20 protein-coding genes are annotated in these 26,081 nt (G+C 33.0%); 14 read left to right on the forward strand and 6 right to left on the reverse strand.

Going from position 1 to position 26,081, the window contains the following annotated elements; genetic code table 11:
• Window positions 1-43 precede the first annotated feature (43 nt).
• Complete coding sequence (locus HNP35_RS14100) at window positions 44-790, forward strand: succinate dehydrogenase/fumarate reductase iron-sulfur subunit (RefSeq protein ID WP_184163187.1); 747 nt, start codon at window positions 44-46, stop codon at window positions 788-790.
• Window positions 791-927: 137 nt separating this feature from the next.
• On the opposite strand, the gene HNP35_RS14105 is transcribed toward HNP35_RS14100, so the two are convergent.
• Entirely contained in the window at window positions 928-1,677 is a 750-nt protein-coding gene (locus HNP35_RS14105; protein ID WP_184163189.1) for a 4-hydroxy-tetrahydrodipicolinate reductase, read from the reverse strand.
• 358 nt (window positions 1,678-2,035) lie between these two features.
• Between HNP35_RS14105 and HNP35_RS14110 the strand changes: the two genes are divergently transcribed.
• Window positions 2,036-2,467 carry a DUF1810 domain-containing protein gene (locus HNP35_RS14110; protein ID WP_184163190.1) on the forward strand — a complete coding sequence of 144 codons (432 nt, stop codon included), beginning with the start codon at window positions 2,036-2,038 and terminating at the stop codon, window positions 2,465-2,467.
• 557 nt (window positions 2,468-3,024) lie between these two features.
• On the opposite strand, the gene HNP35_RS23915 is transcribed toward HNP35_RS14110, so the two are convergent.
• The gene (locus HNP35_RS23915; RefSeq protein ID WP_260402247.1) at window positions 3,025-3,150 is read right to left on the reverse strand and encodes a hypothetical protein; all 126 of its coding nucleotides are present in this window, start codon (window positions 3,148-3,150) and stop codon (window positions 3,025-3,027) included.
• A 32-nt stretch (window positions 3,151-3,182) separates the two neighbouring features.
• Between HNP35_RS23915 and HNP35_RS14115 the strand changes: the two genes are divergently transcribed.
• The 11 genes from HNP35_RS14115 to HNP35_RS14165 all read left to right on the forward strand — a co-directional run bounded on the left by HNP35_RS14115 (window position 3,183) and on the right by HNP35_RS14165 (window position 19,392).
• Entirely contained in the window at window positions 3,183-3,878 is a 696-nt protein-coding gene (locus HNP35_RS14115; protein WP_184163192.1) for an ABC transporter ATP-binding protein, read from the forward strand.
• A gap of 7 nt (window positions 3,879-3,885) precedes the next feature.
• Window positions 3,886-6,171: a TonB-dependent siderophore receptor gene (locus HNP35_RS14120; RefSeq protein WP_184163194.1), complete on the forward strand. Its 2,286-nt coding sequence runs from the start codon at window positions 3,886-3,888 to the stop codon at window positions 6,169-6,171.
• A gap of 5 nt (window positions 6,172-6,176) precedes the next feature.
• Window positions 6,177-7,619, forward strand: coding sequence for an ABC transporter permease (locus tag HNP35_RS14125; RefSeq protein ID WP_184163196.1), 1,443 nt, complete (start codon window positions 6,177-6,179; stop codon window positions 7,617-7,619).
• 1 nt (window position 7,620) lies between these two features.
• The gene (locus tag HNP35_RS14130; RefSeq protein ID WP_184163197.1) at window positions 7,621-8,970 is read left to right on the forward strand and encodes a DUF3526 domain-containing protein; all 1,350 of its coding nucleotides are present in this window, start codon (window positions 7,621-7,623) and stop codon (window positions 8,968-8,970) included.
• Window positions 8,971-9,318: 348 nt separating this feature from the next.
• Window positions 9,319-9,918: an RNA polymerase sigma-70 factor gene (locus tag HNP35_RS14135; RefSeq protein WP_184163199.1), complete on the forward strand. Its 600-nt coding sequence runs from the start codon at window positions 9,319-9,321 to the stop codon at window positions 9,916-9,918.
• A 67-nt stretch (window positions 9,919-9,985) separates the two neighbouring features.
• Window positions 9,986-11,092 (forward strand): FecR family protein, encoded by a 1,107-nt coding sequence (locus HNP35_RS14140; protein WP_184163201.1) that lies wholly within the window; start codon window positions 9,986-9,988, stop codon window positions 11,090-11,092.
• A 16-nt stretch (window positions 11,093-11,108) separates the two neighbouring features.
• Window positions 11,109-14,462 carry a SusC/RagA family TonB-linked outer membrane protein gene (locus tag HNP35_RS14145; RefSeq protein ID WP_246453523.1) on the forward strand — a complete coding sequence of 1,118 codons (3,354 nt, stop codon included), beginning with the start codon at window positions 11,109-11,111 and terminating at the stop codon, window positions 14,460-14,462.
• Window positions 14,463-14,466: 4 nt separating this feature from the next.
• A complete protein-coding gene (locus HNP35_RS14150; RefSeq protein WP_246453525.1) occupies window positions 14,467-15,927 on the forward strand; it encodes a RagB/SusD family nutrient uptake outer membrane protein in 1,461 nt (486 codons plus the stop codon).
• Window positions 15,914-17,380, forward strand: coding sequence for a hypothetical protein (locus HNP35_RS14155; RefSeq protein WP_184163207.1), 1,467 nt, complete (start codon window positions 15,914-15,916; stop codon window positions 17,378-17,380). The genes HNP35_RS14150 and HNP35_RS14155 overlap by 14 nt, the downstream gene beginning before the upstream one ends.
• Before the next feature lie 233 nt (window positions 17,381-17,613).
• Window positions 17,614-18,756: a cytochrome-c peroxidase gene (locus HNP35_RS14160; RefSeq protein ID WP_221433458.1), complete on the forward strand. Its 1,143-nt coding sequence runs from the start codon at window positions 17,614-17,616 to the stop codon at window positions 18,754-18,756.
• A gap of 21 nt (window positions 18,757-18,777) precedes the next feature.
• Window positions 18,778-19,392, forward strand: a complete 615-nt coding sequence (locus HNP35_RS14165; RefSeq protein WP_184163209.1) for a hypothetical protein — start codon at window positions 18,778-18,780, stop codon at window positions 19,390-19,392.
• A 97-nt stretch (window positions 19,393-19,489) separates the two neighbouring features.
• Here HNP35_RS14165 and HNP35_RS14170 read toward each other — a convergent pair whose 3' ends face one another.
• On the reverse strand, window positions 19,490-20,554 hold the full coding sequence (locus HNP35_RS14170; protein WP_184163211.1) for a BamA/TamA family outer membrane protein: 1,065 nt from the start codon (window positions 20,552-20,554) through the stop codon (window positions 19,490-19,492).
• 239 nt (window positions 20,555-20,793) lie between these two features.
• Here HNP35_RS14170 and HNP35_RS14175 point away from each other — a divergent pair, with 239 nt between their 5' ends.
• Window positions 20,794-22,398, forward strand: coding sequence for a hypothetical protein (locus HNP35_RS14175; protein WP_184163213.1), 1,605 nt, complete (start codon window positions 20,794-20,796; stop codon window positions 22,396-22,398).
• Window positions 22,399-22,422: 24 nt separating this feature from the next.
• Here HNP35_RS14175 and HNP35_RS14180 read toward each other — a convergent pair whose 3' ends face one another.
• The 3 genes from HNP35_RS14180 to HNP35_RS14185 form a co-directional block, all read right to left on the reverse strand.
• A complete protein-coding gene (locus HNP35_RS14180) occupies window positions 22,423-24,423 on the reverse strand; it encodes a heavy metal translocating P-type ATPase (protein WP_184163215.1) in 2,001 nt (666 codons plus the stop codon).
• A 148-nt stretch (window positions 24,424-24,571) separates the two neighbouring features.
• On the reverse strand, window positions 24,572-24,700 hold the full coding sequence (locus HNP35_RS23920) for a hypothetical protein (protein WP_260402248.1): 129 nt from the start codon (window positions 24,698-24,700) through the stop codon (window positions 24,572-24,574).
• Between the two features lie 109 nt (window positions 24,701-24,809).
• Complete coding sequence (locus HNP35_RS14185) at window positions 24,810-26,081, reverse strand: efflux RND transporter periplasmic adaptor subunit (protein ID WP_184163217.1); 1,272 nt, start codon at window positions 26,079-26,081, stop codon at window positions 24,810-24,812.

Below are 26,081 nucleotides of genomic sequence, written 5' to 3' on the forward strand. Positions count from 1 at the left end.
CATTTCACATTTCACAATTAACAATTCATAATTAACAATTACCATGAAACTTTATCTAAAAATTTGGCGGCAGTTTGACGCTTCATCAAAAGGAGAAATGACAGATTATGAAATTGATGGAGTTTCAGAACATATGTCTTTTCTTGAGATGCTGGATCTTTTAAACGAAAATCTAATTCAGCAAGGCGAACGAGTTATCGAATTCGATCACGATTGTCGGGAAGGAATTTGCGGACAGTGCGGTGTTATGATTAACGGAAGAGCACATGGCCCTTTAAGGAATACCACAACCTGTCAGCTTCATATGCGAAGTTTTAAAGATGGTGATACGATTTATATTGAACCTTTTCGTGCCAAAGCTTTTCCTGTTTTACGTGATTTAAAAATTAACCGAAAAGCTTTTGATACCATTATTGCATCCGGAGGTTTTATCGGAGCTTCGACGGGACAAGCACCTGAAGCCAACAGCATTCCTATTTCTTATGAAACCGCAGAAGAAGCTTTTGATGCCGCCGCCTGTATTGGATGTGGAGCCTGCGTAGCTTCCTGCAAAAATGCCAGCGCTGCTTTGTTTGTAGGAGCCAAAATAACGCATTTGGCTTTGCTGCCACAAGGAAAAGTAGAAGCACCTAAACGTGCCCTAAACATGGTTAAACAGATGGATCTTCAAGGTTTTGGTAACTGCTCTGATACAAGAGCCTGTGAAATTGAATGCCCACAGGGGATTTCTGTACTTTCTATTGCCAAAATGAATTTGGAATATATGAAAGCTTTGACTTTTAGGAAATAATAAATATTGGAGAGAATTTCTCGCAAAGACAGAGTCGCAAAGTTTTAAAAGTTTATAAGAACTTAAAAAGAAAAACTTTGCGACTCTGCGTCTTTACGAGATTATAATTGTGCCTTAGCGCCTTCGTGGCAAAAAAACTAAACCGTAAAATAAGGCGTTAGAATATCTTCAAAATTGTATAATCCTTTTTCTTTCTCTTTAAGGTTTTCGGCAACAAAAATAACTCCGTTTCCAAATGCTTCTCTTGAAATCGATTCATGAATTAAGCGTACCGTCTGAAAAGGGAATCCGAAAATAACCTCGTGTTTCCCAACAATTCCTCCCGCTCTAACCGAATTAATATTTTCTTTATCAATATCCAAAGCTTCGGCAATTTTTACCGCTGTTCCAGAAGTTCCTTGTTTGGTTTTGAAGTGTTCTTCGTTAACTTCAATATCCACCCAAGGAGCAATTTTCTTTAAAAATTTAGAAGCAAACAATAAAAAATTAACTCCTAAAGTAATATTAGGTGACCAAAATACAGTTGTTTTCTTAGACAGCTTCTTCAAAAACTCCAATTCCTTGTCTTTGTAATGCGAAATAGCCGAAATTATTTTGACGTTTTTCTTTGCCGCCACTTCTCCATACGTATAAATTCCGTCACTAGAAGAAAAATCAATAATAACATCGACAGGGTGTTTTTCTAATAATTCGTCTATAGAAGTTTTTGAACTGGAATAGATTAAGCCGGGTTCGTCTGACTGCACTCCAAAAAATTCTGGAACAGATCTGTGTTCTAAAACGGTACTTTGTCTTAAAACCCATTCTAAGCAGAATTTTTTATTTTCTAATAATATTGAAGCTACTGATTTTCCAGTTTTTCCGAATCCGATTAATCCTATTTTCATAAGCGTTTTTGTTTTTAATGAGCGGAATGCTCGTTAGAAAATTGATATTATTAAGTGGTAAATATCAATCCAAATTTTAATTTATTTTGACAGTTTTAAAACTGCTATTTAAGTAAAACTAGGAAAATTACAACAGAATTCCGAGTTAAAATTGCATTTTATAACAAAAAACTGACTTATTAATACTAATTTTTCTGTTAATTAGAATTCGCAAGTTTAAAATATTGAGAATTATTTTTCTAATTTTTTATTTTTAAAATGTTAAAAAATACCACTAAAAAAAGAATTTGATAATATACATGTAAATATATTTTTATTAGATTTATAACCTGATAGCCCCAAAAAATATCAGTAAGTAATGGCCTACAACAACAATGAACTGCTTCGTTTTTTAGATGCGCAGAACAAATTGTATCTGACTGCTCTGGACGAAATTAAAAATGGTAAAAAAGAATCTCCTTGGATGTGGTTCGTATTTCCGCAAATAAAAGGAATGGGTTCCAGCGACACTTCTAAATTTTACGAAATAAAAAATGCCGACGAAGCAATTGCTTTTTTAGAACATCCAATCTTAGGAAAACATCTGGTTGAAATCACTTCTGAATTAATTAAAAAAGAAGAAACGGCAAGTACTATATTTGGAAATCAAGATAGTGAAAATCTAAAATCTTGTATGACTTTATTTGCCAGTGTTCAAAACAGCGAACCCATTTTTCAGGAAGTTTTGCATAAATATTTCGAAGGATCTTCTGACTTTCATACTTTACAATTATTATACAGTAACCTGTAAAACGGGTATGAAATAAGGGTTTACGAATAAACTTTTCAAAAAAACAAAGTTGATTTTGCAGTATTTCAAAATGAGATATCTATATTTGCAACACTGTTGCGTTTTTAATACCGCTAAAAAACCAGCTGTTTATTTGGAATGAAAAAGAGATTTTTAGTTATCAATTTCCTGATGTCTATTATAGTATTGTCTGCAATGCTATTTCAGACTATACATTCCTATGAACATGTTTTTAAACAGCTTACAGAAAAACATTGTGAGCATCATACCAGTGCCAATCAAAAGGAAATAACACACAGTCATGAAGTAGATACAAAATGTCCTATTTGTCATTTTGCATTTAGCACTTTTTTACCAAATTCTTTTGATTTTGTAATTTTTCAAAAAATACAAACCGAGACAAGAGCTGTATTTATTTATGCTAAATCGGTTTCAACTTTCTTCAAAGGCAGTCTATTTGCTTTACGAGCACCTCCTGCTCTATTTTAGTTTACTTTTATTTATCACATTCTTTGCTTCACAGCGAAAAGATATCTTTTGTTTTATAAAACTATAAATCAATCATTTTTCTTTTCTGTTTTGATAATGCATTCGCAGATAAATTGCTGTAAACTTTCATAATTCATTTCATTTAAATCATTCATGGCAACTTGTAAAAGTTTGCCTAGAATTGACTTTGTCATTCGTAAAATCAAAATCCAAATAAAAGAGAACTATGCTTACAGCTGAAAATCTGACCATGAAATATGGTGATAATATTGCTTTAAACGCTTTAAACTTAACTATTAAAGAAGGCGAAATATTTGCGCTTCTAGGTCAAAACGGTGCAGGAAAAACAACCACAATCAACCTGTTTCTAGGTTTTATTGAACCAACAGAAGGAACTTTAACCATTAACGATATACCTGTTACTTTAAATGCAAAAACAACAAAAGAATTTGTTGCTTACATTCCAGAAACAGTAATGCTTTACCCAAACTTAACTGGATTAGAAAACCTTCAATTTTTCTCTTCTTTGGCCGGTTTCAAATATTCAAAAGGAGAATTAATTTACTTTTTAAATAAAGCAGGATTACAAGCCAAAGCACATGACCAGAATCTTGGAGGATATTCTAAAGGAATGCGTCAAAAGGTAGGAATTGCAATTGCAGTTGCTAAAAAAGCAAAAGTCCTTTTGCTAGACGAACCAACAAGCGGATTAGATCCTAAAGCTTCTAATGAATTTTCCCAGATTCTAAAAGAACTCTCTGCAGATGGAACTGCAATTTTAATGGCTACTCACGATATTTTTAGAGCTCGCGAAGTTGCCACTCATATTGGCATTATGAAACAAGGAAACTTGGTTACCGTGATTGAAGCAGAGAAAATTACTGCCAATGAACTAGAAAATTTGTATTTAAAAACAGTGTAATCTAAAAATGAAACAACAACTTTTTATAATTTTCATAGCGAGCAGTTTTTATAGTTTAAATGCACAGAACAATCCAAAAATAAAAGATAGCATAAGAAAAGATTCTCTAAAACGAAATGAACTTCAGACGGTAGAAATCGTTGGGCGCTCAACGCGAAAGTACAACAGCGACTATTCTTTTTCTGCTACTAAAACCGCTTCTTTAAACAAAGATATTCCGCAGTCTATTTCGAGCATAACAAAAGAATTAATTGCCGATAAAGGGGCTATTTATCTTGCGGATGTTGTAAAAATGGCAAGCGGTGTTATTCCGGCGAGTTATTACAACCAATACACCATTCGTGGTATTAGTCAGAACGAAGAAGGTCAGATTATTAACGGAATGCGTACGAGACAATACTATTTTCTACAGCCTTTAACGAGTAATATTGAACGGGTTGAAGTAATTAAAGGTCCGTCTAGCGCAACATTTTCTTCTGTTGATCCTGGAGGAAGCATCAATATGGTAACGAAAAAACCGTTGGCAATTGACAGAAAAGAAGTTAGCTTAACCGTTGGGAGTTTTAGTACGCTTCGTGGGACATTAGACTTTACTGGTCCTTTAAACGATTCTAAAACGCTTTTGTATCGTGTAAATGGCGCTTATCAGGAAGCAAAATCGTATCGAGATTTGGTTAACAACAAATCATTTTTGATTTCTCCTTCGTTCAGCTACATTCCGAATGAAAAAACGGCCATCAATACCGAATTGATTTTAAGCGATATGACAGGAGTTCTCGATCGCGGACAGCCTATTTTTGGTGCCGTTGCAGGCAAAACCGATTTAAACAAAACACCAATCAGTCTCAATTTAGGCGCTTCGGGAGATTATTTTAAGTCGAAAGAAATGATTTTAATGACCAACCTGGCTCATAAATTCACTTCAAAAGTTGGTTTTAATCTTTCTTACATGAAACAAACTTGGACAGAAAATCTTCAGGAACATCGCACAACCAACGCTTTTGCTGTAGATATGAACAACCAACCTGTAACAAGTTTAGCGATGATGCAATTTGTACAGCGCCAGCAATATTGGGATGTTGATAACTTAAGTGCTTATTTCAATTTTGCTATTAAAACAGGAAAATTAAATCATAAACTATTAACAGGTTACGATTTAAGCAGTTGGAACAAAAATATCGGCGGCGGTCAAAATGCGGCGAGAGGCTTTCTTTTAAAAGATGGAACGGTTGCCAATTCTTTTGTTCCTGCTAATGCATCAAACTATCAAACCGTTACCATAAATGGAGTTGTATTGCCAAAACCTAATGTTAATTTCTTCGATTTAAACAATCCTTCGTATGCTTTAAGAAATACGGAAGATTATGTAATGAATGTGCGTACAGCGCTTCCTTCAGCACTTACGACAACAAATGCGTTTTATATTCAAGATCAAATTCAATGGGAAAAATTTACTTTTTTATTGGGATTGAGAAATGAATGGTTTGAAGATATTACCAATTACAAATCGAATAACGAATTAACAGTCAAAAAATCGGCTTTGTTGCCTAGAATCGGAATTACTTATGCCGTTAATAGTGCGATAAATGTTTATACGACTTATTTGGAAGGTTATCAACCACAATCGAACACAACGACTTTGATGCCGCAGACAGGAAGTTTACTAGCGGGAAGTCTTTTTAAACCTTTAGAAAGTGATTTAAAAGAGTTTGGAATGAAAGCTGTTTTCTTCAATAACAGCGTAAGTTTTAATGCGGCGATTTATGAAATCAATCAGCGAAACATTTTGATGAATGCCAATGATCCCGTAAATCCAGATTTGCTAGTTACAAGAGGTTCTGAAAGAAGCCGTGGTTTTGAGTGTGACTTGGCAGGTTATATTACACCAGACTGGCAAATTAACGCTTCTTATAGCTATATCGATGCTGAAATTACTAATGATGCCAATGCTGCCTTAATTGGCCAAAGAAAACAGAATACGCCAAAAAACAGCGCTAATTTATGGACACGCTACAACTTTACTTCAGATTCTGTTTTAGATGATTTCGGGATTGGATTCGGAATGCAATATCAAAGTAGTAAAGTGCCTTGGTTTACAAGAGATTTTACACTTCCTGATTTTACCATTTTTGATGCAGCAATTTATTACAAACCTAACAAAGGAAATATGCAAGTTGCTCTAAACGCAGGAAACCTGCTTAATAAAACCTATTGGTTGGGCGCTCAGAATTATTTGAGATTATTTCCGGGAAGTCCTAGAAATGCAAGCTTAACAGTAACTTATAAATTTTAATTTATATGAAAATATTAAAATCAGAACTTTTAATAGCCAAACATTTAAGACAATCTGTCTTTAAAAATTCAGCTTTATATTTCATTTCGTTCTTTATTGGAATTTTGCTTTTGTATGCCACATTTTCGGGCTGGCAGAATTATAGAACTCAAAATGAAACTAGCGAAAAATATCAGCATGAATCGAGAGAAGATTGGTTAAAGAATCCAGATAAGAATCCGCATAGAATGGCACATTACGGTAATTTTGCTTTCAGAAAAAGTACGCCGTTGAGTGTTTTTGAATTCGGAATGGAGCCTTTTTTTGGAAATGCGATTTTCCTCGAAGCGCACAAACAAAACACAGCCAATTTTTCTGAAGCAGGTTTTTCTAATAGTATGCTTCGATTTGGAGAAATCAGTATTGCAATGGTTTTGCAGGTTTTACTTCCTCTTTTAATTTTCTTTATAGGTTTTAATTCCATTGCTTACGAACGCGAAAATGGAACTTTAAAAATCCTTTTGACGCAAGGAATCAATTGGAAACAGCTTTTGTTTGGGAAAATATTTGGCATTGCGAGCGTCATTATGCTGTTATTTATTCCGACCATTATTGTTTTGGTTTTAGTCTGGCTTTTTCTGCAAGACTTTACTATTACAGCAGACGAAACTGTAAAAATGATTTTATTTATACTTTTTCATTTAGCTTACCTCCTATTTTTCTGTGTGATTGCCGTTTTAATTTCTGCAGTAAGTAAAACTTCTAAAAAAGCATTAATAACACTTATAGGGATTTGGCTTCTTTTTACGATTATTTTACCTAGAACAACTCAGGCAATTGGAGCTTATATTTATGAAGCGCCTTCTAAAATTCAGTTTAACAGCGATATTGAAAAAGATATTTTAAAGCAAGGTGACAGTCATAATCCAAATGATCCGCATTATAAAGCGATAAAAGATTCGCTTTTAAGAGCGTATAAAGTAGATTCTGTACAGAAACTTCCTTTTAATTATTCTGGCTTTATTATGACCGAAGGCGAAAAAATTAGTTCTAGAATCTATAATGAACATTTGGCAGAATTGCTTCAGATTTACAAAAAACAGAATAGTTTTTCTAAAACAGTTTCTTTCCTAAACCCATATATCGCGATTAAAAATCTTTCGATGGGATTGTCAAATACGGATTATGAATCTTATGTTGATTTTCAGAAACAAGCTGAAGATTATCGCTATAAAATGGCTCAGAAAATGAATGCTTTACAGATAAAATACATTAGCAATACAAAATCTGATAAGCCAAAAATTATAGGAAAAGAACATTGGGCAGATGTGGAAGATTTTCATTATGAACCAAAACCAATTGGTACAGTTCTTAAAAACGAAATCATTTCTATTATTTCTATTATTCTCTGGATTTCAATGCTTTTTATTCTCATTAGAATTGCGTCCAAAAAACTTAAAGCCATTTAATATGTTATCATTATTATTCAAAAATTTCATTCGATCAAAAGGAACCAAAATTGGATTGCTTTTCTTGTTGTGTATCGGCTTTATTAGTCTTTTAATTGGAAAACAGTTTAAGGATAAACAGCAAAATTCTATTCAGGAAACAGCAGTTTATCAGAAAGAACATATTGCCAGAAATGCTGCTTTTCATAAAGACGAAATCGGGCTTTTATTATACTACATCAAGTTTTCTTTGGTTAATAATACATTGCCAATAAACAGTTTAGCGATTGGGCAACGCGATGTAAATCCATCTATTCAAAGTGTTACGATTCGTAGTTTGGAAGGGCAGAAATACGATTCGGAACTCAATAACCAAAACAATCTTCTAGCCGGAAATATCGACTTTAGTTTTGTACTGATTTATCTTTTTCCTCTCTTGATTATTGCTTTTTCATACAATTTAATTTCTGAAGAAAAAGAAAGTGGCACATGGAAAATCGTTGCAACACAAAGTCAAAATACTTTAAAATATATTCTACAGTTATTTTATGTTAGGATTCTGAGTTTAATTGTTTTGCTTACAATTTTACTTTTTTCTGCCGTTTTATTCTTAAATATTCCGTTAGATGAATCCTTTTTTCTTTTCTATGGACTTAGTATCTTGTATATTTTATTTTGGTTTGCTATCTGTTTCTTTTTCGTTTCATTACAAAAACATTCCAATTTCAATGCTGTTATTCTGCTAACGATTTGGCTATTTCTAATTATTATTCTTCCAGCTGCAATTAACGCTTATGTTGTCAATCAATATAAAGTTCCAGAAGCCTTAGAACTGACTATAAAACAGCGAAATGCGTATCATGAAAAATGGGACACAGATAAAAACGAAACGATGGAGAAATTCTATAAGCATTATCCGCAATTTAGAACATACAAACTGGATGAAAAAGCTGAATTTACTTGGCTTTGGTATTATGCAATGCAGCAAATGGGAGACGATGAATCGGCAGTTCTTTCAAGAGAATTAGAATCGAAATTACAGCAGCGAAACCTTGCCAGTCAAAGAATAACACAGTTTATACCAACGCTTCATACGCAATTGCAATTGAACGAAATTGCGCATTCAGATTTAGGAAATCAGCTTTTGTTTTTAAAAGAAACCACAAAATTTCACGAAAAATTACGTTTGCATTTTTATCCTAAAATATTTGATAATGCTCCTGTAGATCAACAAAATTGGGAAAAGTTTAAAGTTGAAACTTTTAGAGATTCCTCAGAAAATAGTTTAGCAAAAGCTTTTTTGCCTTTAGTGCTTTTCATTTTATTACTGATTGGTTTTGGATGGAGGAATTTTAATCGTAAAGCTATTTAATTTTTTACCGCAAAGAGCGCAAAGGTTTACGCAAAGGACGCAAAGTTTTTTTAAGCTTTGAGAATAAACCTTTTATGAGAGTTCGCAAAGTTTTGACACAAAGCTTTGCGAACTTTTGCGTTTTTATAAAGCCCAGTATATCAAAAAACCTTGCGCCCTTTGCGTTAAAAAATCGCAAACTAGTCATTGTTTCTAAAGGTATTCTGAATAAAATTTCTTCAAACATTCAATAATTTTATTTTATTTAGAATTAATATAAATAAACTTTTATATTTGCCGCTTTCTAAGCAAAATCGAGTATTTTTTAAAATTTACTTAATATTGCTTATCCAAAATAAATTCTGTTTGATGAACAACAATACCAGTTTCGAATTAGAACTTTTCCGTTCCTTTAAAGATGGAGATGAAGCTGCGTATACCTTTTTCTACGATAAATATTTTAGAAGAATTCAATCTTTCAGCGTTCAGTTTATTTACGATCAAGATGAGGCTGAAAATCTTGCTCAAGAAGCTTTACTATATCTTTGGCAAAATAAAGAAAGTGTAGAATCCATAAACGGAATTCAGGCTTTCTTATACACTTATGCCAAATCAAAATGCTTGAATTTAATTCGTCACAATAAAGTGAAAGATAAATTCAAGAATGACCTCCTTAACCACCAAGAAAGAGAACTGAATATTGAAGTTTTAAATTCAGTTCAATTTGACACTTTAGAATTAACAGAATTAGAACGCATTATTCAGGAATCAATAAGTGATTTGCCTCCAAAAACTCGCGAAGTTTTTATAAAAAAACGTTTTGAGAATAAAAAAAATTCAGAAATCGCAGAAGAAATGGATGTCACTTTAAAAGCCGTAGAAGCCCACATGACAAAGGCTTTGAAGATTTTAAAGACCAAATTATCCGATTATTTATTCTTAATTTTTATCCTTATTTGTAATAATTAAAAATAAAAGGTAGGGTATTTTAATTCTGAAGTGTACTAACTATAGCGAGAAGTTTAAAAACGCATTTATGACATCGGAACTAATTTATAAATACTTATCTAATGAAGCATCAGAACAAGAAGTTGAACAGCTTTTTGAGTGGATTAATGCTTCAGAAGAAAACAAAAAGCAATTTATAACTTTAAAAAAGACTTGGGCTTTAACAGCGCTTACTGGAACTATTTCACGTGAAGTTCCTGTTGTTACTTTAAAACCAAAAAATAACATTAGAAAGTATTTTAAATACGCGGCCATTCTTGTGGTATGTATTGGTTTAGCTAGGCTTGCTTTTTATTTTAATGAAAGAACAAATGATTCTAAAGAAATTGTTCTTGAATTAGGCGATGGACGTTTAGAATATTTTTCTGAAAAAAATCTGAACGCTTTGGTTAATGACAAAGGCGAATTGGTTGCTAGAAAATTTCCTGATCAAATTATGTATTTTGGAAAAGTTCTCGACAAAGAAGTTTTATATCATACGCTAAAAGTTCCTTACGGAAAAACATTCAAACTTAAACTTTCAGACGGTACCCTTGTAAGTTTAAATTCTGGAACTACATTGCGTTATCCGGAACAATTTGGAATTAACGGAAAAAGAAATGTTTATTTAACCGGTGAAGCATTTTTTGAAGTTGCTAAAGACAAACAGCATCCGTTTATTGTACATTCTGATCAAGCTGAAATTGAAGTTCTTGGAACTCGTTTTAATGTAAGCGCTTATCCTGAAGACAAAACTGTGAGCAGTGTTTTGGTTGAAGGAAGCATAAAAATGTCTGAAAAAGACAATCCTTTAAATACTGTTTTGCTAAAGCCTTCCCAAATGGCTGTATGGCAGAATCAGTCTAAGAAAATTACAACTAAAAACGTTGATGCTTCTTTTTATGAAGCTTGGACACAAGGTGAACTTGCTTTCAACAATACCCCATTTTCTACGATTACAAAAATAATTGAGCGTACCTACGACGTTGAAATCATCAACGAAAATGCTGTTTTGGCCAAACAGAATTTTACCGGCTCAATTAAAATCAGTGAGTCTAGTGTCGAGAATATTTTAGATCTTCTAAAACGTGACACGCCTTTTAATTATTCTATCGAACAAAAAACAATTACCATTACACCTATTTTCCATAACTAAATAAAACATGACTTTAATGATACCCAATAACTTAAGAAAAATTCTGTTTTTCTTAGCCCTCCTTATATCCAGTTTTAAAGGTTTTGCGCAGAACAAACCCATTACATTACATGTAAAAAACAAACCTATAAGCCAAATTATCAAATCTATTGAAGCACAATCTGATTTTAGAATTATTTATAATGCAAAAAAAATAGATGCAGAACAGTTGGTGGACATTGATGTAGATAATGCTTCTTTGGAAACGACTTTAAAAAAGTTATTAAAAGGCACGAATATCTCTTATTATATTCAGAAAAAACAGGTTTTATTGACAGATGCAACTCCTGTTGATAAATCCAATTCGGATGTTCAGGAAACGGAACGAATTATAAAAGGAACCGTTTACAGCGCTAAAGACAGACAACCGCTTCCTGGAGCGACAATCCGTATTCAAGGAACTGGAATGGGCGCTATAACCGATTTTAACGGAAAATTTGTTTATGAGTTAAAAGGAAATAATATTCCGAATCTTGTACTTGAAGTTGGATTTTTAGGAATGGAAAGCCAATCGCAAAAGGCAGATAATAAGAAAGATTTTGTTTTTTATCTTCAAGAAGCTGCAGATGAGCTAAATCCAGTTGTAATTACTTCTTCTTACGGTACAACAAAATTAAAGGAAGAAATTGTTGGAAGTATTTCGACTTTAAACGCAAAAGACATTGCCGTAGAACAAGCTTCAGAAAGTTTTGATAAAATGATTACAGGACAAATTGCCGGAGTTATGGTAGAAAACACTTCTGGTGTTGGTGGTCCTGTTAAGATTAATATTCGTGGAAAAGGAACATTAACTTCTTTAACTGGCGCTATTACTGGAACTTCTTCACAGCCTTTAATTATTGTGGACGGTGTTGTAATGGGCGAAGAATATGCTATTGATGGAGGTGATTTTGACGGAGCTGGAATCTACGCTGAAAATCTTACTAATCCTTTAATGAAAATTGCTCCAGAAAATATCGAAACTATTTCTGTTTTAAAAGATGCAGCTGCCGTAGGTATTTATGGTGCCGATGGTGCAAATGGTGTTATTTTGATTACCACTAAAAAAGGAAGAAAAGGAAAAACTCAGTTTGGTTTTTCTAATCAGCTAGGGGTTTCTTCTGCAATTAATCAAATTAAATATTTAAATGGCGAGCAATACACCGAAATAAGGAACCAATATTTAAAAAACACTACAACAAACTACGTTCCAATTACTTATAATGGAATTAATACCGATTGGTTTGATTTGTTAAACAACGCTGGTGTTTACAATAAATATAATTTTAATGTTTCTGGTGCTACATCAAAATTTTCATATCGAACAAATGTTAGCTATACCAAAATTGATGAACCTCAAATGGGTAACGACACAAAACAGCTAAATGCTGGAATTAATTTAGGTTATAGTTCTGGCAAATGGGATGTTAATTTGATGTTGAATCCGAGTTTTGTACAAAAAGATACTCCAAACATTTTTTATGGTTATGCCTATCTTCCAACGCTTTCTCCATACAATGCAGACGGTTCATTTTCAAATCTAGGAGTAAGCGGTGCAACGGCAGGAAATCCTTTGGCGGCAATTCAACAAAATAAAAATGAAACGCAGTCGCTTGGTATTTTAGGAAGCATTAATTTATCTTATAAACTGAATAATAATATCAGATTTGCAACTCTTTTTGGTATGGATTATAACGATAAAGATCAAGATCGTTATTTCTCTGGAGCAAATGAAAGCGGTCAGTTTAATGGATCTTTTACACTTGGAGGAATTTTATATCCTGCTTGGGGACGTAGATTATTAAACGAAAGAAATTCTACAAAATGGAATTGGCAAGGACAAGCTTTATTTAATAAAGATATTACTGAAAATCATGCTATTGATGGTGTTGTTGGTTTCGAATTGAGTGAAGATAAAACCAATTTTCATTACTCTTCTGGAGTTGGATACGTAAATCCAGGCGTACTCAATAAAATTACGGATGCTTTACGAGATGACAATCCTGCAACACCAAATGTAGATGAATCTACTGCTGGACAATCTTATAGAAGTGAAATCAGTTATAATTCTAGAGTTTCTTTATTCTCTCAAGTAAATTATAACTACAAAAAACGTTATTTCTTATTAGCTAATTACCGCCGCGATGAAAGTTCTGTTTTTGGAGATGATACTAATGTGGCTAATAATGGAGGTGTTGGTGCCGGATGGATTATCAGCAACGAAAACTTTCTTAATTCTTCTTCTTGGATTGATTTCTTAAAATTAAAAGCAAGTTACGGTACAACTGGAAACTCTAGAATTGGTTCTTACCGTTCTAAAGGTTTGTATAATGTTTCGCAAAACAGTTACAACGGTTCCATTGGAGCAACTACAGGCGATGCGCCAAACGGTAATTTAAGTTGGGAGAAAAACACCAAATTCAATGCTGGTTTTGATTTTAATGTCTTCAACAGAATTGAATTAACTGTCGAATATTATTACGACAACAAAACAGATTTGATTACGACAAGAGATATTCCAACTGAAACTGGTTATAGCTCTATACAGCTGAATGCAGCAAGCATGTACAATAAAGGTTTTGAATTGACTACTAGAATTAAATGGATCAAAAGTAATGCATTTAAATGGACAACAGCATTTAACATTTCTACAGTTGACAGTAAAGTAACTGATCTTAAAGGTTTAGGAAGCGATTATTCTTTAGCCAATTTAGCTTTAGCACAAAAAATCGGTTACAGCACGAGTACTATTTGGGGAATTAAATGGGTTGGTGTTGATCCTGCAACAGGTCGAGATCTAATTGAAAAAAATGGTAAAATTTACGATGCCAAAACCTACGGCGAATTGTACTCTATTGCAGATTGGGAACCAATTGGAGATAGACAAGCAGATGCGTACGGAGGTTTTAATAACAGTTTTACCTTTTTCAATAACTTAACTTTATCTATTAGAGGTGATTATCAAATTGGAGGTAATTTCTTAGTATCTGATATTTTGGTTGATAAATACTCAAATACATTTAACAGAAACCTATCTGTAAACGCATACGACCATTGGAGAAATCCTGGAGATATTGTATCTCAATCTGCTGTAACTTCTTCTCCGCAACTTTCTAACTTAAGTAAATATGTATATGATGCAACTTATATCAGAATCAGCAATATTAATTTAAGTTACAATGTACCGTTAAAAAACACCTTCTTAGACAATCTTTCTGTTTTTGCAGATGCGACAAATGTCGCTTATTGGTACAAAGAGAAAAGTCCAAAGGGAATGAACGGAGTAAGAGAATACAGTTTTACTTATCCTCAGGCAAGAACAATCTCGCTGGGAGTTAATGCTAAATTTTAAGAACATGAAATATTCAAAATATCTATTTATATTTTTCCTGATTTTCTCGCTGCAAAGCTGTAGTGACTTTTTAGAGCAGGAACCTGGAACACAAACTTCGATAGACGAACTTTTGCAAAACAAAAAAGGTGTTTTGCAAGCATTGGCCGGACTTTACAACGAACTTGAAGCTAACTTGCGCGGAGAACGTTACGCCGTATATGCTGATCTTCAAGGAGGAAACATAAAATTTGCGCCCGTATCATCTGGAAATAGTAGAGGACAGATTTCGCCAACATTAAATGTACAGAATGTATATTCATTCGAAGATCAAGCGCTGACAAGTGATTTTAAATCTTTTTATGATGGAAGTTATGATATTATAAATCAGGCGAATTTAATTTTAGAATATACTCCTGCCCTAACTGATGCCACTGAAGCAGAAAAAAATCAGATAAAAGCAGAGACTTTAACGATTAGAGCTTATGCGCACTTTTTGTTATCTCTTGTATATAGCCAAGATTATAAATACACTGCGGATGCTTCTCACTTAGGAATTGTTTGCAATTCACAATCTATTAAAGCTGGAATACAATATCCAGCCAGAAAAACCGCTGCCGAAACTTATACTTTTATTGTAAATGATTTAGTAACAGCAATTGGTAACTATTCATCTTCTTCATCGCTTCCTGGACAGAGCTATTCTCTATTTAACCTAAATAATACGAAAGCATTATTGGCTAGAGTATATTTGCAAAAAGGAGATTGGAATAATGCGTATACAACTGCCAATGATGTCATTACAAATTCAGGAGTTACATTATCGGGCTCAGCAGATTATGTTGCACAATGGGCTCAGCCTGATATTCCAATATCTGAAATTTTACTAGAATTTGCCAATAGAAGAGATTCTGAAGATGTTGTCACTTCGTCTATGTCACAAGTATTTGGTTATACAACAGCGACAAGTTATCAGCGATATGTTGCCTCAAATGATTTGGTTAACTTATACGAAAACAGCGATTTAAGAAAACAATTATTTCTTACACAACCTTTACAGACTTTAGTAAATGGTGTACTTACAAGTGTAAATTATAATTTCACGAGAAAATATCAAAATAATGCTGGTTATGTAGCTTTCAGGTTAAGCGAAATGTATCTAATTCGTGCTGAAGCAGCTTTAGAAACCAACAGAGCCGATGCTGCTATGGCTGATATTAATATTATTCGCGGTCGTTCAAATGCTACTTTATTAACCAATACAACAAATCTAAAAGAGAATATTCTTTTAGAAAGAAGAAAAGAACTTTGTTTTGAAGGTCATTTATTTTTTGATTTGGTACGTAATCATAAAAATATTTCTAGAAATGACGGTTGTATTTCAACAAACTGCAGCATGACTTATCCTTCTCTAAAATTTGTTCTTCCGATACCAACCTATAACACTAATCTTAACCCTAACTTACAACAAAATGAATCGTATTAAGATATTTAGCATATTGTTTATAGTAGCAGTTTTTGCTTCTTGTTCAAAAGACGACTATAAATTAGGTTCTGAAATTGATCCGTTTATTAGATTCAATTTCTTGGTAAAAAGTGATAATACACCAGTAGAATATCCTATTGTAAATGGAAGTTTAGTGCCTCAATCTACTTACGTTAATACTTCGGTAAAAACGTTGAAAGTACCGGTTGCTTTGACTGCTCAAAATTTAAAAAGTAGCGTAACAGCCAATTTTAGTGCAGTTTCGTCAACAAATGACAATGAGAGCTTTACGGTAAATCCTGTAAATCAATTAACTTTTCAGGGAAATAAATTAACAGATACTATTGCGGTTTCTTTTGACAAAAGATGGACTGCTAATCAAAGTATTACTTTAAAACTAGAAACTGTTTCTGATCCTGAAATTCACATTGGAAATTTAAACACAGAATATCCAAACGATACTTTCAAAATTGATTTAGCTGCCATTACAACCAATTATACTTTTCCAGTAAATCAGCTTATTGTGAAAGGAGAAGTCGGAGAAACAGTTGATTTTAAAGTAAATTTTCCTAACGGATTTTTCCCTTCTGAAATAGAAAATGCTTCTATTTTTAAATTCCAAAATGGTTTTGAATATTCGTTAACACATGATGATTTTGGCGATAACAGAAGTTCTATTACGTACCATTTGACTCTTTTAGAAGATATTCAAAATGACGATGCGCGTTACGAATCTAAAATAACTCTAGTCAATATTCCAAATTACAATGCAACAGGAAGTATCGCTTTGACTGTTGTAAAACCAATTAAATCTCCAAGAGATATTCAGGCATATCCAGCATCAAAATTCACAGATCCTACAAATGCATTTTATCTGACTTATGGAGAACATTGGTTTAGTGTAAATGGCAATTGTTCATGGCAGACTTTCAATGCTTTAACTTTCCCAGTTGTGGTGACAAAAGATAACGAAAATGCGATTCTTTACAGCGATAAAGGAACCGCAAACCCGAATGATGATGTTTACTATGACGCTTTTAAAATCGGATTTAACGTTGCCAGCGGAACGAACACTGTGAATTCTTTCGGTTTAAAAAGATGGTTTTCTAACGAAAGTAACTCAGCTGCAATTTCGCCTGGATTTAATATTACCTCAGCTTTGGAATTTTTCCCAGCCAATGGAAACAGCAAAACACAAGGAACAGTTCTCGTAATTCCACAAGATATTACAATTGGATCTAGCGCAACAAATACGCATGTTATTGCTATTTCGGGAGAAGGAACTTATAAAGAAATCAGCAATGGTTTATATGAGATTTCATTCGAATTAAAATTAACAAACGACAAACTGTTTGGAGGAACAGTTTCAACACAATACAGAATGTACAACAACAGAGTGTACACAAAGCCAACACCTTTAAGCATTTCATGTCCTAAAGAAGTTACTTTGTAATTGATAATTGATAATTGATAATTGATAATTGATAATTGATAATTGATAATTGATAATTGATAATTGATATGCCTCTTGAGCTTTGTCAAAGTTTAAAACTTTGACAAAGCTTTTGGCGTGAAAAAAAGGTTTCAGGTTTCAAGTTTCAAGTTTCAGGTTGCTGCAGAACGTGAAACCTGAAACTTGAAACAAAAAAAAACAAATCAAAAAAAAAACACAAAAAACACAAAGAATTGAAAAAACTAATCGTTCCACTTATTTTCCTGCTTTGCTTGACGGCTTATAAAAGCGTGGAAAATCCTGATTATATTGATATTCAGGAATTGCGAAAACTGTATTCCAGCGGGGATTCTTCGAAATGGCCTGCTGCTGAATTACATCAAAACGTTGATAAATCTAAGTTTCAGGATATTGGTGTGCTTCCTGCTGTTCCTTATCCTGCTTATAATCCGTATTCTAAGGAAAAAGAAAGTTTGGGTAAAATTTTGTTTTTTGATCCGAGATTATCTCGAAGCGGACAAATTGCGTGTGCTTCTTGCCATAATCCGGAATTGGGTTGGACAGACAATTTAACGCGTTCTTTTGGACACGATCGTCAAACTGGAAAACGAAATTCGATGACGATTTTAAATTCAGCATATGCCACTTCCCTATTTTGGGACGGGCGTGCTTCAAGTTTAGAAGATCAAGCGCAATTTCCTGTTCAAGATCCTTTAGAAATGAATGAAAAACTGACGATTGCTGTTGATAAAATCGCTAAAATTAAAGGCTATAATTCGTTGTTTTCAGCTGCTTTTGGAGATAAAAAAGTGACTTTAGAACGCATTCAATATGCCATTGCAACTTTCGAAAGATCAATTAACAGTCCAAAAAGTAAATTTGATCAGTTTGTAAGCGGAAAATCAGATATCTATACCGATCAGCAAGTAAAAGGAATGCATTTGTTTAGAACAAAAGCGCAATGCATTAATTGCCATAATACGCCTTATTTCAGCGACAATCAGTTTCATAATGACGGACAAACTTTATTCGGAACTAAAAATGAAGATTTCGGACGTTATAATGTTACTAAAGATGTGAAAGATATTGGCAAATTCAGAACGCCAACACTTCGCGAAGTCGTAAATACAAAACCTTGGATGCATCACGGACATTTTCCGAGTTTATTGGATGTTGTTGAATTATACAATTTAGGAAATCCATCGCCAGTTCAAAAGAAATACTTAGGAACAGCAAGAGATTCTCTAATTCCAAAATCAGATCCAATGTTGAGAAAATTAGATTTAAGCAAAGAAGAAATCAGTGATTTATTAGCCTTTATTGAAACATTAAGCACACCAACAAGAAGAATCATAATTCCAGAAATGCCGAAGTAATTAATTTTAAAACAAGCTTTTATGAAATCATTAAACATTATCATTATTCTTTTTTTAGTTTTCAATTCGATGTTTGCACAAGAAATTACTAAAGAGATGATGCTCAAAAGAGACGCTAAAATCGATTCATTAAAAAAGATTGATTTTTTAAGCTATAAGTATAAATATCTTGATGAAAATTTTAAAATTAAAATATCTAAAGAGGATTTTGACAAAGCAATTAGTGATTACAAAATTTATCCAGAAAGAATAAAAAAATACAGCGATTCTTTGTATGTAGTTTTAATGGCTGAACTTAAAGATTCAGACGCTTCGAGAATCGCTGGACTTAAAATCGATTATAAATGGGTAAGATTTGGTTATCATACTTGGATGAGCGAAAATGAGGTTTTAGCATTAGCCAAAAAACTAAATGTAAAAATGCCTTATAGACTTCAGGAATTGTTTTTGAATAATGACCCAAAAGTAAAAACAGAAATTCAAACTTTAAGAGATAAACTTTTTTTACAATTAGGAAAAGAAGAAATAAAAACAATGCCAACAAGAGAGCTTCTTAACTATGGTTTTAAATATAATCCTGAATTAATTGAACTCAGAAAAAAAGGACATCAACACAAACCGCAAGAAAATAAATGATTTGTATTTTGCCCCAAGTATTTTGCAAATCGCAAAAGCCCTTTTCGTTTTGAAAAGGGCTTTCTTTTATTCCATTTTATTGGTTTATGAAATTATTTTAAAAAGCTTCACCTATTCGAAAATAAATTCCCCAATCTCCTTTTCCAACGGCACCGTCTAAACCTATATTAAATTTTTCTGTTTTAAATGCTCTGTAGCGATATCCAACTCCAACTCCTGGATATAATTTCCAATCAAAATCTTTAGTATCAGAGCCGTAAATTGTGGCCAATCCAGCAAAACCAACCAATCCCATTCTTTTATTAAAATTATAGCGATATTCACCCTGTATATCCATAAGTCCGTCCCCTCGGTACTTGCCTTCTGAATAACCTCTAATATCGTTACTTCCAATGGCAACTTGTTGTTCGAAAACTATATTTCCAAGTCCAAACTTACCTGAAAAACGACCAGCCAATACATCTTTTCCATTTCGCATAGGAAAATAAGCATTATATTCTGAGAAAATTTTATTAGCATTGGCAGTATTTCCAAACCACTCAGGATAAGTAATCCAACGAAGTTTTATTTTATTTCCCTTTGTCGGATAATAAACTGCATCTCTTGTATCGTACAACATTATTAGTTGCAATCCATTTGTGTGGCTAACAGAAGATGGTTCAACATTATCTTGATAGTCAGTACTGTAATGTGCATAGGAATATCCCAAACCAGCATAAAAAGACTTTACAATTTTATGTTGAAGAGTAAAAGCAAGAATTGTTTTTTTTGTGCCATAATCATAAAAATCTGGAACATCTATATCATCAACATAAAACTGAGCATTTTGGTTGCCAACTGCAAAAAAGACTTGTGCCCGCCAAAGGTCTTCTTTAAAGTACAATTTATTAAATGAAGCAATGAAATAAGACTTATTAGTGGTGTAAACTGCAGACAAACCAGATAAAGATTTTGGCGAAATTGTATCTGTTTTATCAAACTTGTACATCATCATCGGAATTGCTCCAAACATAAATTCAAGCGTTCTATTGTAATTAAGATAAGGCATTACATTAAAATCGATGTTTTTAACCTTTGCAACGGCTGTTTTGGTACTGTCTGTCTGAGCCCATCCCAAGCTACAATAAAATATTATCAGGAAAAGTAAATAGACTTTCTTCATAGTTTTATTTTTATAAAACAAAACTACTATTTCATTAAAAGAATGTAATTTAAATTAAGAGAGGTTAGGTTGCATATTATAAGATGAAACCAATTTTATAAACACTTAAGAGAGACAGAATCTATAAATTATTACTTTGATTCTCTATTAATTCCAAACTTTTATACTTTTTATATATTTGTTTGGAAGAAAAATAGTTTTTAAATCCAGTTTAAATTTTTCAGTTACAAAATAACTATATGAAGAAAACATTCCTTAAAGCAATTCTAATTATTTTTTTTGTCACTAATTTTATGAATGCTCAATCTCAAGATCCAATTTTGCAAAAATTAATTGACCTAAAACTTATTGAACAGAAAGAGGTAAAAGATTTCATAAAAAATCAAGAAGCATATACTGGTAAAAGTACCACTTCGTACTTATATGCATTATTTCAATGTGAATATAAAAGAATAACAAAACATTTCTATTCTACATTTATAGCTAATATGATTTCTATAGAAAACGACAAACTTAGCGATGAGGAACAGAAAAAAGAAAACCAAGAACTAAGCGATTATCTTTCTAAACTGAAAAGTTGTGAACTTTTAAGTGAAAAACAATCACAATATTTTCAAAAGGAAATATCTAATAATTCATACGGATATAAATTACAGTTTATCCAAGATATCACATTTAAAGCTTTAAAAGCAGATTATATGGCTCCAGAAAAGCTAAAAGATTTTGCAGATAAATTAAAAGACTATAAAATAGTCGATACAAAATATCAAAGTCTAATTGCCGCGATAGACGAAGAAAAAATAGAAGAACCTATTGATTTTCTTTTGTACTGTGAAAAATCTACAATTATAAACCCAAAGAATTATTCAGACAAAGTAGCATTTTTTTTGGAAGCCATTCATAAAAAAACCGCCTCTGTACTTCCAGAATTGGCTTTTACAGATTTTGAATATAAAATCGTGCTTGATCCTGAAATGTCTGCTTATGGCGATAATTATTACAACTGCATCGTTTCTTTAAAATCGAACGGAAAAATCTACAAGCAAAAAAGCGGATTTTATCCTTCATCTAAAAACGATTATTCAGCAGGTGAAATCGATATTCAAAATTATTATCAGATATTCAATAAAATATTAATTGATTTACACGCTCCATATCGAGTTCATGACGTTCCAGTGCATGGTGAAAATGCATCTGTGAGCCAAATTGGAATAATGGTTTTAACCGAAGAACAGGAAAAAAAACTAAACGAATTTGTAACCTATATTAATGCATCTCAGGAAGATTTTAAAAACAAACCAACAAGTCAAGAAATAGAAAATGCTATTGATGAATATACTAAAATTGGTTTATTTTCGAATTTAACAGCTGACCAAATCAGTCATGGCAAAGAAAAAGTTAGACAAGAGAACATTAGTAATTATAATGATATTCTTTCTGCTTTTCCAAACATGATTTATTCGTTTGATACAGAATTAGGAAATCTTGAAGATCCTTATGCAGAACTAATTAAAGAGTTTGCTGCTATCTCTCATAACGAATTTAAGCCAACACATATTTCCAATCTATTTGATATTGAAAAAAGTAAAAAAACTACATTAAAATTTAAGCTTAAAAACAAAGTTTATTCAAAAACTTTTAAAATTGATAATGACTGGATAGATGCTGATTTTTTTGATTTTGTGCGATCTGTTACAACCAAAAACAATCTAGAAGGTCGATTTTATGAATTATATACAGGTGGACAAGATGCGAAAGTTATCTTTCTTACAGAAAATCAATACAATTACATTCGGACAAATAAGCTACTTTTATTTGCAGATCAAGAATGGGAAGAAGAATAAATCTTTTCCAATTCTAAAAATATTTTAAAACCTCATCTTTTGAATTCGAACAGCATTCAATATCGCCAACAGCGCCACACCAACATCAGCAAAAACAGCTTCCCACATTGTTGCCAATCCGCCAGCACCAAGAATAAGCACAAAAGCTTTTACAACAAAAGCCAATGTAATATTCTGCCAGACAATTTTTTTGGTTTGTTTTCCGATATTGATTGCCATTGCAATTTTGCTCGGTTTATCGTCTTGAATCACAACATCTGCAGTTTCTATTGCGGCATCGCTTCCTAAACCTCCCATTGCAATTCCGACCGTGCTTAAAGCAATTACAGGTGCATCGTTTACACCATCGCCCACAAAAGCAATCGTTTCGTTTTTGGCTTTAATTTCGTTTACTTTATTCACTTTATCTTCTGGAAGTAAATCTCCAAAAGCCTTCGTAATTCCGAGTTTATCGGCTACAAATTGAACTACATTGGTTTTGTCTCCACTTAGCATGGTTAATTTTACTCCTAAAGATTTTAGTTTTGAAACTGTTTCTTTAGCATCTTCTTTTATTTCATCTGCAATCGTTAAATAACCTGCAAATTTTCCATCGTAAGCAATGGCAATTGTGGTATAAACTATTGTAGAAGGATCAATATCATACGAAATATTGAATTTATTGAGAAGCTTGAAATTTCCAACAAGCAATTCTTTTCCGTTAAAAACAGCTTTTAATCCATGTCCTGAAATTTCTTCAATATTTGTCAATTCAACAGAAGAATCAATTGCTCCAACATAATTGTGAATTGCCGTTGCAACAGGATGAGTACTTCGGCTTTCTAAAACATTAATCAGTTTTAGAATTTCATCTTTATTCAATTCAGGTTTTATGATGACCTCTTGAACTTTAAAAATACCTTCTGTCATGGTTCCAGTTTTGTCTACCACAACATTCTGAATGGTCGAAATACTGTCTAAGAAATTGCTTCCTTTAAATAAAATTCCGTTTTTACTCGCTGCTCCAATTCCGCCAAAATAACCTAACGGAATACTGATTACTAATGCGCAAGGACAAGAAATAACCAAGAAAACTAAAGCTCTGTACAACCAATCACTAAAAACGTAATTGTCTACAAAAAGCATCGGAAGCAAACAAATTGCAATTGCCAAATACACCACAATTGGCGTGTATATTTTAGCAAATTTTCTGATGAATAATTCAGCGGGCGCTTTTTTAGTTGTAGCGTTTTGAACCAATTCTAGAATTTTAGACAATTTACTATCGTTGTAAGCGGCTGTTACTTTTACTTCTGCAATCGTGTTTCCGTTTATCATTCCAGCAAGAACCGTTTCACCTTTCTTTTTAGTATCAGGTTTACTTTCTCCCGTTAAAGCTGCAGTATTAAACGAAGCCGATTCTGATAATAATTCGCCATCTAAACCTAGTTTTTCTCCCGCTTTAAGCTGAATAATGGCACCAATCTGAACGTCTTTGGCTTTTACTTTTACAGGAATATTATTTTCTAAAATATTCACCTCATCCGGACGCTGATCTAAGAGGCTTTTAATACTTGATTTAGCTTTGCTAACAGCCATTCCTTGAAAAGTTTCTCCAATTGTATAAAACAACATAACAGCAACACCTTCGGGGTATTCTCCAATTGCAAAAGCACCAATTGTAGCAATACACATTAAGAAAAATTCAGAGAAAACATCACCTTTTACAATGCTCTCGTACGCTTCTCTTAAAACAGGAATTCCAACAGGAAGATACGCAATGGCATACCAACCGATTCTAACTATTCCAGTAAACCAATCTTGCGGAAAATAGTTATCCAAACCAATTCCTATAAGCAGTAAAACAAAGGAAATAATTGACGGTAGAAACATTTGAAACAAACTTCCTTCTGCCCCATGTTCATGATCGTGTCCTTCGTGATCGTGACCGTCATTTTCTGAATGCACAGGTTCATCATGTGAACAGCAACAGGATGTTTTGGGTTTATTTTTTATATTTTTTACTTCTTTATCTTGATGTATCATTTTTTTGGTTTCATGTTTCAGGTTTCATGTTTTTGATGCCTGAAGTTTTATTTAAATAATGTTCTAAATTTAAGCATTTTGCGGCAATTGTTTCTAAGTAAATTTTGTTTTAATCTCGCAAGGACACTAAGACGCAAAGTTTCTGTTTTTAATTGCCTACAGCTTTAGCTGGAGGTGCATAAATGTAATAAGAGAAAGGCTTTAGCCGAACTTTCGCATTTTTGGCTAAAGCCATTTCTGATTTCTCTTTAAAACCTCCAGCTAAAGCTGGAGGCAACAAATATGCTTTAAAAAAACTTCGCGACTCTGTGCCTTTGCGAGCTAATTTCACTCCAACAAAAACCTCAGTCCCTTAGAACCTCAGCTCCTCAGAACCTTAAAAAAAATCAATGCTCATGCTCTCCTCCGCCCTTCATTGCTGAAAGCAGATAAAATGCGCCCTTTGTCACTACTTTTGCATTGGCAGAAACTTCATTTACAAATTTAATTTCTGTAAAACCTAAATCTGTTGTTCCTGGAATCACTTCTACGGCTTTAAAGTGGACTTCTTTTTCGTGAATTTCTTCTTTTTCACCCGCTTTATGATCGTGTTCTTGTTCCGCTTTTTCATCTTCTTGCACAAATACAAAATATTTATCGGCATTTCTGACAACCGCATCTTTTGGCAGTGCAGGAACTGTTGAATTTGTTATGTTGATATTGGCCGAAACATACATTCCTGGAATTAAGCCTTTAGCATCGGCAGGGTCAATTTTAGCATGAACGGCAACTGTTTTGCTTTCGTTAGAAAAAGATTTATTGATTCCGAAAATCTTTCCTTTAATGGATTTATTGGACTGATTTGTCAATACAAAATCAATAACCTGACCAATAGAAATCGAACCTAAATCTTTTTCATAAACATTTAAATCTAAATGCATTTGGCTATTGTCAACTACTTCAAACAAAGAAACTCCTGTATTTGCAAAAGCGCCTTTCGCAATATTAATTTTTCCAACATAACCATTTATCGGTGAAACAATTGGCACAACAGAGGAACTTCCTTTAGTAGAAACATGTAAAGCATCCAATTTATTTTTTGCCGCCTGTGCACGTGCTCTTTCTGCAGCTAATTTGGCTTTTACTTCCTGAAATGTTTTTCTCGGATTTACATTTTCATCACTTAATGTTTTCTGGCGATTGTATTCCAACTGTAGATATTCAACACTGGCTGAAGCCGAATGATAATCTTCCTGCATTTCGATTACCTCAAGATTTTGAATCGTTGCTAGTACTTTTCCTTTATTTACAAATGTGCCTTCCAAAACAAAAATATCCTTTACCGTTCCGCCAATTAAAGTCGAAACTTCAGCAGAATTTTGAGGTGGAACTGTTGTGTAGCCATTTGCTTTAATGATTTTATTTAGGTTTCGATCTTCAACAAATCCAGTTTCAATTCCGACTGTTTTAAATTGCGATTCTGTTAAAGAAACCTCTGTTGTAGCTTTTTCTTCTTCTTTTGGTTCTTCTGTTTTCTTTTCATTACAGCTTAGATTAACCGCAAAGAGCGCAAAGATTCCGCAAAGGGCGCTAAGTTTTATTCCTTTGCGAACTTTGCGCTTTATCTTTGCGTGCTTTGCGGTTAAATTATCAGTTAAGTTCATAAATATATTTTTCAT

This window comes from Flavobacterium notoginsengisoli (genome assembly GCF_014207905.1).
GTDB lineage: Bacteria > Bacteroidota > Bacteroidia > Flavobacteriales > Flavobacteriaceae > Flavobacterium > Flavobacterium notoginsengisoli_A.